This is a genomic window from Nodularia sp. UHCC 0506 (genome assembly GCF_034931045.1).
Lineage (GTDB): Bacteria > Cyanobacteriota > Cyanobacteriia > Cyanobacteriales > Nostocaceae > Nodularia.
On the sequence record NZ_JAYGHH010000023.1, the window covers coordinates 1 to 9,095 of the forward strand.

Here is a 9,095-nt window from a genome sequence, read left to right on the forward strand (position 1 = left end):
GGCATACTATTACAAGAGACAAAGATGATTCAGTCACCTTTGACTTATGGATTGTCTGCAAATATAGAAAAGGAAAGCGTAAAAAATATGGGGTGCAATACTTTGCTTATGTTACTTATAAAATCAAAACGAATTTAAATTATATATATCAAGATTATCGAAAAAGATTTGGCATCGAAAGTAGTTATCGGCTGAAAAATCTTTGTCGAATTAGAACAAATAATAAAAATCCAGTATTAAGATTACTATTCGTTGGTATATCTTTTCTTTTAGTTAATATTTGGGTTAATCTCCTCTGGCTCAGAATAAGTCGGAAAAGGAAAGGTAGCCGATTAATTTACCGGACACTTTTCGTACTTAAACAGATGTTAGCCTTTTTATCTCAAGCCCTACAGCGTAAATATCAAGTAGTAGAAAGCATTTATATTCCATCAGGTTAGCACCAACCAATTATCAATCAGCTAATCATAAGTAATCATTATCCATACTATGTCTGCTGGTTAAAGGAGCGAGTATTAAAAAGTATCTTAGGCTACACAAAATTTAGCGATCGCTCTTTCGGAAAAAACTTTTTGGTTTACTGATATCAGCATCTTTAAGATTTGCCTCTTTTAAGTCTGCACCTATAAGGTTAGCGCCTTTAAGGTTAGCGCCAAGATATGATTTTTCTCTACCATTGCAGGTCACGAGTAAATTAAGAATATCTCGTTTAGCTAATATTGAATCTCCAACTCTGGCAAGGTCGAGTTTTTTGACTTCATAAAACCGAGTGCGTGTGAGGTTGGCTTTTCTAAAATCTGTATTTCTGAGAGTTGCACCAGTAAAGTCAGCATCGGTTAAATCAGCATCACGAAAGCTAGTTCCACCTGTGGCAGCAAAGGCTACAGCAAATGAGCGAACCCAAGCGTCTTTTCCATTTCCAGTGAGACTACGCCAGCCAATGTAAGCACTAAATAATGTAAAGATTACGGCTACAGCTCCGGCTACGGCTACGGCGAAAGCTCTGGCTCCGGGGAAAGCGAAGGCTACGGCTCTAGCTCCGGCTACGGCGAAGACTCCGGCGAAAGCGAAGGCTACGGCTACGGCGAAGGCTCCTAAACCTGCTGTTAAACCTTTACGAAGGGTAATAAAACAAAACACCAGCAGCACAATTAGGCAGACTATCCCGGTGATGAAGTTTTCAGTATAATTGGGGTGAAAAACATATACTACCAATACACTGAGAAAAATTGAGAAAAGCCCTGAAAATGCCGATAGCAGCCATGAGGCTATGAGCAACCCAATTGTCCAACGTCGTTGTAGTCCAGCTTTAGCACCTGTAAAATCAGCATTTTTAAGAGTCGCGTTGGTAAAATCTGCCCCGCGAATATCCGCCTTGCTAAAGTTGGCTCCAGTCAGGTCTTCACCTTTAAAAGAGCGACCTCGGAGATTTTGACCAGTGTATTTGTCTGGCGGCATAATCGCGTCAGTATGAGATTATTACTGAGATTATATACAACTTCGCTTTGTAATATTCCAGATCCAAAAATATCTTGTGGTGCGAGCATCTTGTCCGCTACCCTACGGAAAAACCGGGTTATTGGAGATAAAAACCCGGTTTTTTAATGTCTTATTTAATCTGCAATCGATGTTTGAGGATTATTAAACTTATCCTGTTTCCTATGCAATCTTATCTACGGCGATTCCAGGGACCAAAGATAGCAAATGTGATACCAGGAGATTGTATGTTTACAAACAAGGTTCTACCGTCAGCAGAGAAACAAGCACCGGCAAACTCACCGCTACCGATATTGTTCATGGCAAACTGATAGACTTCACCCTTTTTGTTAACGCCTACAATATAGTCTGTTCCACTACCGTCTTCGCAAAGGAAGAGGTCTCCAAAGGGAGCAACAACGATGTTATCTGGAGCCTGTAAAAATGCCCCACTGGGAGAAGCTTCAACTACAAGTGTGATTTCTTCTCTAGCCGGGTCATAAGCCCAAACTTGACCATTACCTCTAGCGTTACTAGCAGAAGATACTGGCGGACCACCTTGAGTAGCAACAAAGTATACTAGTCCATTACCATACCAAGCACCCTCACCTCGGAAGAAAGTGGCTGCACCCTTGCTTTGAGCTTCGCTACGAACAGTATCTTGGTCTGGGTCTGGATTATCAATTTTGACCCACTCCACTGGTAATGTTTGATCAACCTTAACCAATCCTGGCTGACCACCTTGGGCAGGATTATTGGTTGTATTGAGGGCAAAATTGTTTATACCTGTCACCTTCAAGGCATACAGGGTTCCACCTTGAGCCAAATCACCGACTTTGGTAGGTTTAACGTTAGGCACGAACCGATAGAAGCAGCTATCACCACGGTCTTCAGTTTCGTAGACATAGCCAGTTTTGGGGTCTACAGCCACGGCTTCATGATTGAAGCGTCCCATGTCTCTGAGGGCAACTGGGATGACTAAACCACTATTGGCATCAGCTATAACTTCAAAGTTGTAACCATGTCTGACGGTTTCAGTACTAATACCAGTGGTATTGGTACTTGTAGAGAAGGTTTCTTCGCAGGTAATCCATGTCCGCCAGGGTGTAGGACCTCCAGCACAGTTACGAATAGTTCCAGCTATGGAGTTAAAGTGATTGATGAGTCTACGGTTTGCTCCCACTACTAGTGTGCTGGTTCCGCCTTGAGCGCCTGTAGAGTATCTGATGTCGCCGCTCACCGGATTTCCAGAAGAAGTACCTAATTCATGGTTACGAACCAGGATTGTGGTTTTGTTGGCTCCTGGAAATGCAGCCATACCGTCGTGTCCCTGGGGTACGGTGAAGCCATCGTCCATTTGTTCACCAGTAATGGAGAAGGCCGTGTAGTTAAATGTACGAGGCAATTTTAAGATGGCTCTGTTTCTCAAGTTACCAGGAAGTTCGGCAGCGTTTAAAGGTAACTTTTCTTGAAGTTTACCATAACCACTACTTGTAGGCATTTCACCACGGGCAACTTTTGCATAAAATGCTTCCAATGGTGAAAGCATGGTCACGGTGGCTGCACTTGTACCAGCTAAGGTTAAAAATTTACGTCTTGAGACTTCCACTGTCTTGTTCCTCTTCTCTTTACGTGAATATGCGATCGCACGGTAAGAGATTAGTAGACTAACATTAACAATGGATAATGATGGGTTTAATGTTTGGTTAGTGAGATATTGTAATTAATCTAGGATAATACTACACAGCCAACTGTGTATATATTTCAAAAATATATATAATTCTACACATATTTTACCGAAAAATTGGGTATTTGTCATCCCATCATGATTTAATTTCTCGCTGGTTTTCTAACCACTGTAAAGTCCGATTCCAAGCCCACCAAATATCAGGATCTTCTGCTTGACGCTGACCTGCTTTGCTACTTAAATAACCCACATGACCACCATAAGCAGTAAGTAATAAATCTAGGGCTGCATTACTTGCACAAGCTGCTTGTAACTCAGGAATGATGTCTGGATGAAACAAGGGGTCATCGGCAGCATATAAAATTAAAGTTGGTTTGGAAATCTGCGGCAACAATTGTAAAGCGCTACTGGCTTCATAATATGCTTCTACCGAGTCAAAACCTAATCTGCTAATTACCAGTTCGTGGTCAAAAGCCCAAATACTATTGGCTCGTTCAATGGCGGCTGGGTCAATTGTGCCAGGATGAGCATCATGTATTCGCCATGCCAGTTTTTTCAAATTACGAGCGATCGCCTTTTCTAAGTATTTCCCAATTGGTTGTTGTATTAAATAGTCAAGCGATCGCCACGAATCCAAACTGGGACAAATCACCACCCCACCACCAATATCACTGTCTTGTAATCCTAAAAATTCACCACCTTGAATCAGGTCAGTAGCAGTTTTTACTCCCCATAGTGCCAATTGCCCCCCCAAAGAAAACCCTGTAAACCAAAACTTACTCGGACAACCCATTTTTGCTGCTGCGGCCGCAATGCGAACAAAATCTTCTCCCTCATACAAACCATCAGAGGTCAAAGTTGGAGACAACTCGGCTGTTTTGCCGTGGGCGCGCCAATCAAATAACACTACGGCGTATCCTTGAGCATAAGCTTTACGCCCTAAGAGTTTCAAAAACCATTCTTGTTCTAGATCACCCGTAATGCCATAAGTGGCAATAATAGTACCATGAGCATTTTCGGGTATGGCAAACAAAGTAAAAATTGGCACACCCTGCCCACCAATCAGAACTGTTGAGTGATATTGCAGCGCTGGAAGTGCAGTAGTTTCTTGCCAATAACGTTTTCCCCACAAAGCAGAGTAAACAGTCATGGCCACACCATTTTTGAGAAACCGGGGCGGATTGTAGGCAGAATAACACAACATATATGGAATTTAGAGTACCTTAGTTCTGGTTCCACCATCCTTTAGTTTATAAACTTTATGCTAGGCTTGAATGTTTTTTATAATCAAGATAAAAATCTTTGTATCTATCAAAGGTTCTTATTTATCCTTAACTAAGTAGTAATAATTTTTTAAAATAATGCCCAGGATTCTTGTCATAGACGATGATGCAGCAATTTCAGAACTCGTTGCCGTCAATTTGGAAATGGCTGGCTACGATGTCAGCCAAGCTGAAGATGGTATCAAAGGTCAAGCGCTGGCTTTGCAACTACAACCCGACCTGATTATGCTTGACCTGATGTTGCCGAGAGTAGACGGATTTACAGTTTGCCAACGTTTACGGCGGGATGAGCGCACAGCCGAAATTCCTGTGTTGATGCTCACCGCTTTAAGCCAAACTCAGGATAAAGTCGAAGGTTTTAATGCTGGTGCTGATGATTACCTCACCAAGCCCTTTGAAGTGGAAGAGTTATTAGCGCGGGTGCGGGCATTATTGCGGCGTACTGACCGCATCCCCCAAGCTGCAAAACACAGTGAAATTCTCAACTATGGGAATTTAACTCTGGTTCCAGAACGATTTGAAGCTATTTGGTTCAATGAAACAGTAAAATTGACTCACCTGGAATTTGAGCTACTTCATTGTTTACTGCAACGCCACGGTCAGACAGTTTCCCCCAGCGAAATTTTACGGGAAGTTTGGGGTTATGATCCAGATGATGACATTGAAACCATTCGAGTGCATATCCGCCACTTGAGAACGAAACTCGAACCAGACCCCCGTCACCCCCGCTATATCAAAACAGTTTATGGTGCGGGATATTGTTTAGAATTGCCTAGCTTACCTCAATCAAACGAGGGGGCTTCTGCATCGATGGTTGAGTGAAATTTTTTCGGGATTTCAGACAGATGTACTTTGTTTCGCTACGTACCCGATGAGAAGGCCTCTACTCTACGAGAAGCCGCCTTTCAAAGTACAGTCCCGAAAGCAGAACTCAAGTCCTGACGCTATATAATATAGATCCCCGACTTCTTTGAGAAGTCGGGGATCTGGATATTCTGGATATTAGGTTTTTTAAGTTTGAGCTACTTATCAATTCAGATTCGTCAACAGTGCTATAAATGTGCATTCCCACACCAAGCGTGGTTGGGCGTAGCACAGTAAGGATTTGCGAGCTTGTTCTAGCTTTTTAATAATTTCTGGTTGATGCCACTGTTGCCAGTAGGATTGTTGGAGATAATCGACTAACCATAGTTGTGCTTCTGTATCTAAATCCTGAGCAATGGTCTTGGCTAACCCCAAAGCGTGACGGTAAGATGAAGGGACTTTGGTGACATCTTGGAGTAAATTTGCCGGAATTGTTTGTAATTGCTCATAGGATGCGATCGCACTGCCTGGACTACCAGCTGCTATGCTCAATACTGCCGGATGCTGCAAAATTTCCTCATGTCCGGTTTGGGTAAGTACCTGAGTTAAAGTCTGTGTATCCAAGCGATAAAAAGGAATGCGTTGACAACGTGACACTAAGGTAGTTAAAACCGATTCAGGAGATGGTGCAATCAAAATCAACGTCGCCTGTCCTGGTTCCTCCAAAGTTTTCAGTAAAGCATTAGCAGCTGATTCTGCCATTGTTTGGGCTGACTCCAGCACTACCACATTTCGCGGTGCTTCCAAGGGGGGACGGCCAAGAAATTCTGTAATTTCCCGAATCTGCTCTAGTCTAATTACAGGTGGTGCTTTCCGCTTAAGTTTTTTCTCTACTGCTTCCGCAACTGTGAGGCGTTTTCCCTCATGTTGGTAGGTCGGCTGTACCCAAAATAAATCAGGATGATTACCTTGACGCAAACGACTTTGTAATGAATCGATATTCCGCGTTTGGACAGAAAATAATAATTCCACAAAACACCGTGCGGCTAAAGTTTTGCCTACACCATCTATCCCCACAAATAAATAAGCCGGGGCGATTCTGTTTTGTTTCACAGCCTGAGTCAGTAATTCTATGGCTTGTGACTGCCCTAAAAGTGGGGAAAATGGATCAATGGTCATGAATTAATTATAGATTGGCTTGTGCCTGTCAGCATTTATGACGGTTTTACAATATCTGTCGTCAGGGAGTAAATTCGTAAATCCCCCACTATACATTTCGATAACTGTTCACTGATTTAAGCAATACTGCCGCGTTTTCTGGCTTCTTTGTAGGAAGTTCCCACATTTCTCAAACCGGCTTTAATCATTTGTCTTTCTAACAGGGCGAAGAACCGAGTTCTATCCCCCCCTCTTACCACAGCTTGATTATGGGCTTCTGCTATAGCTACAGGATAGCCATAGCCTTTCTGCACCTGCGCCAGCATTAATCCCAAAGCTTGATTAAACATATCTGTATTCTCAGCTACCCATACCGGAACTTCTATGCGGGCAATTTCACTACCTACATGGACATGGCAAAAGTAAACGCTTTGCTCTCCATAGAGTTCTAAAATCCGGTTATTACTGCGCCATAATGGTCCTCTTTGTCCTGGTTGCAGTTTGGTTCCCCACAAAGTTGTATCTCGCAAAGTATCAAAAAGTTTACAGGGTACTGATTCTAATTGGTCTGGGCAATAACTTTTACAATCGGGGACTGGATGGGGACAAGCTAACAATCTTAAGAAGTTGGTACAGTCGATATTGCGAGAGGCGCTAAGATAGCCCATAATCGGAATTTTCGCTGCATTCAACTGTTGCCATGCTTCCAGAATTGGGGGTAAGATGCGATCGCGTGCATCCATTGGTAGTTGTTCTAAAAACCAGTAAATTAAGGAACCATCAACCATTGCTAAAGCTGGTGCTTCCCCTTTTGACGCACAAGCCAATTCTGCTAAAACTGTGGTTTCGGAAGCAGTGCGGCGATAACCCATCCATTCCTCAGTTTTAATTCCCCATTGCCGAGAGACATATAAATCTTCTGGGCGATAAAATACTTCTGGTAAACTATCCAGTAATGGTTGGCGATTTTGTCCGTAGTGTAAAACAACTCTGCCAATATTCAACAGATAGCAATAAGCAATTTCATGATGATTGGGGGCAATTTGGGAACCGTCGGTAGACATGACTGTATGCACTTTCGGCGGAACAGGTATATCAATGCAGGTTTCTAGTGGTTCAATTGGTGTAGCATTAGCAAATATAATGCGATCGCGCCATTTTTCCTGACGCTCAATTAAATCCTCCTGACACTCATAAGCCTTTTGCAAATGTTGTTGTGCCAATTCTAAACGCTGGCGACTAGCAGCAGCTTCTAAGGTCAGATGCTGACTCAAACCCTGCATTTGTCGCGCCAATTTTGTTAAATCAAGCATAATTAAATCGGTAAAATTATTGGTAATTTTTCTGTACGTATCTGCAAATAATAAAATATTCAATCTGTAATGGATTAACACAGCCAATAGGCACAAGTATAAATATTGTGGGGTAAGCTTTCTATCCCGCCCAAAATAGACAAAATGCCTGTTCCACAAGAAAAATATAATGCAGGATTTTAGCTGTGTCAGTCCACTACATTCTGTATGAAAGATGTCTAATATGTTGCAATTTTATTAAAGTTCAATTACAGCCATCCCGTGAAATCTTTAGTAAACTGAGGTAGAGTTAATACCTGAATTCGCAGATCATCTTGGGCAGCTTTTCTTTCTGTTTGGGTATTATAGCCCCAGTCTGCCAAGAAAAGTTTCACATCTTCCAGGTCTGTTTGCTGTTGAACTAACTGCAATGTCTTGATTCTGTCTTCTACAAACCACAGACTAACTGGTTTTTTTTCGGCTTTCTGAATAAATTCTCGCAAAGTTTCGTATTTAGGACGCTTTATTTCTTTGCCAAAAATTGCTGTGGGTAGTAAATCTACTCCTTCTCGTTGTAATAACTGCCGCACGAAGCGCCCTTCTTTGGTGGTGACAATGTATAATTTTGTTTCACTAGCAATAGTGAGTTTAATTTTTTCTAATACACCCGGATAAAATCTATGCAGACTTAGCCAACCGTCTAAATCTGTGTTAATCCATTCATCCCGCAAATTGTCTAGTGCTGTACCAATTGTTTGGGATTGGAGATGATGATCTAATAAAATTTGTGGTGTAATCTTCGCCCACCCCTGAAGAATTGTTTCTTCAGGAATCTTATCTACTAAAGCTTTGATTAATACTGGCATTTCCCAACCTGTTTCAATCACAGGTCTGAGGCGATAAAATCTTAAAGCTAAATCATCTGGTGGTGTCTCGTCTACGGGCGACCAAATTTGACAGTAAGTGCGCCATGCGACTTCAAAATATTCTATTAATCCATCGCAAATTACTCCATCAAAGTCTAAGGCTAAAATCGTGGGACTACTGGCGGTCATTATATTGACGAATAAACTGCTGTTGTTAGATTAACTGATAAATTCCAACTACGCAGTAATTTTTGTAAGTATTTTATAATTGATCAGTGAGGAAATTTGTATCATACATGGGAATATTATGACAATGCAAAATATTCAAGAAATTGTCTTAACCTTTAAAGAAGGAACATCCAATAAGGTTTACCGAGTCTATTTAAGAAAAATAGCATCAGAGCTATACACAGTAGATGCAGCATATGGGAAAATGGGAAGTAATTTAAAAAGCATAACCAAAACACCCAATCCTGTTTCTTTAGAAGCAGCAGAAACTATTTTTCATCGTTTAGTAAATAGTAAAATT

General features: G+C 41.7%; 8 protein-coding genes and 1 pseudogene. 3 read left to right on the top strand and 6 right to left on the bottom strand.

Going from position 1 to position 9,095, the window contains the following annotated elements; all coding sequences use genetic code 11:
• A partial coding sequence (locus tag VB654_RS14070) for a hypothetical protein (RefSeq protein WP_323214395.1) occupies positions 1-440 on the top strand: 440 nt, incomplete at its 5' end.
• Positions 441-576: 136 nt separating this feature from the next.
• Here VB654_RS14070 and VB654_RS14075 read toward each other — a convergent pair.
• The 3 genes and pseudogenes from VB654_RS14075 to VB654_RS14085 all read right to left on the bottom strand — a co-directional run.
• Positions 577-1,458, bottom strand: a pseudogene (locus tag VB654_RS14075) (pentapeptide repeat-containing protein); the annotation flags it as partial.
• Positions 1,459-1,669: 211 nt separating this feature from the next.
• Positions 1,670-3,085 carry an alkaline phosphatase PhoX gene (locus VB654_RS14080; protein ID WP_323214397.1) on the bottom strand — a complete coding sequence of 472 codons (1,416 nt, stop codon included), beginning with the start codon at positions 3,083-3,085 and terminating at the stop codon, positions 1,670-1,672.
• 214 nt (positions 3,086-3,299) lie between these two features.
• Positions 3,300-4,367, bottom strand: coding sequence for a YheT family hydrolase (locus tag VB654_RS14085; RefSeq protein WP_323214398.1), 1,068 nt, complete (start codon positions 4,365-4,367; stop codon positions 3,300-3,302).
• A 157-nt stretch (positions 4,368-4,524) separates the two neighbouring features.
• Here VB654_RS14085 and VB654_RS14090 point away from each other — a divergent pair, with 157 nt between their 5' ends.
• Positions 4,525-5,268: a response regulator transcription factor gene (locus VB654_RS14090; protein WP_323214399.1), complete on the top strand. Its 744-nt coding sequence runs from the start codon at positions 4,525-4,527 to the stop codon at positions 5,266-5,268.
• Positions 5,269-5,475: 207 nt separating this feature from the next.
• Here the strand turns inward: VB654_RS14090 and holB are convergent, their stop codons facing one another.
• The 3 genes from holB to VB654_RS14105 all read right to left on the bottom strand — a co-directional run bounded on the left by holB (position 5,476) and on the right by VB654_RS14105 (position 8,755).
• On the bottom strand, positions 5,476-6,429 hold the full coding sequence (gene holB, locus VB654_RS14095) for a DNA polymerase III subunit delta' (RefSeq protein ID WP_323214400.1): 954 nt from the start codon (positions 6,427-6,429) through the stop codon (positions 5,476-5,478).
• A gap of 116 nt (positions 6,430-6,545) precedes the next feature.
• Positions 6,546-7,721: a DNA double-strand break repair nuclease NurA gene (locus VB654_RS14100; RefSeq protein ID WP_323214401.1), complete on the bottom strand. Its 1,176-nt coding sequence runs from the start codon at positions 7,719-7,721 to the stop codon at positions 6,546-6,548.
• A gap of 248 nt (positions 7,722-7,969) precedes the next feature.
• Positions 7,970-8,755: an HAD family hydrolase gene (locus VB654_RS14105; RefSeq protein ID WP_323214402.1), complete on the bottom strand. Its 786-nt coding sequence runs from the start codon at positions 8,753-8,755 to the stop codon at positions 7,970-7,972.
• Positions 8,756-8,873: 118 nt separating this feature from the next.
• Between VB654_RS14105 and VB654_RS14110 the strand changes: the two genes are divergently transcribed.
• Positions 8,874-9,095 (top strand): hypothetical protein (locus VB654_RS14110; RefSeq protein WP_323214403.1); only part of this gene is annotated, 222 nt, incomplete at its 3' end.

Bases quoted from the DNA above. Each gene is read 5' to 3' on its own strand.
- VB654_RS14085 (WP_323214398.1), bottom strand. From the start codon at position 4,367: ATGTTGTGTTATTCTGCCTACAATCCGCCCCGGTTTCTCAAAAATGGT.
- VB654_RS14090 (WP_323214399.1), top strand. From the start codon at position 4,525: ATGCCCAGGATTCTTGTCATAGACGATGATGCAGCAATTTCAGAACTC.
- holB (WP_323214400.1), bottom strand. From the start codon at position 6,429: ATGACCATTGATCCATTTTCCCCACTTTTAGGGCAGTCACAAGCCATA.
- VB654_RS14100 (WP_323214401.1), bottom strand. From the start codon at position 7,721: ATGCTTGATTTAACAAAATTGGCGCGACAAATGCAGGGTTTGAGTCAG.
- VB654_RS14105 (WP_323214402.1), bottom strand. From the start codon at position 8,755: ATGACCGCCAGTAGTCCCACGATTTTAGCCTTAGACTTTGATGGAGTA.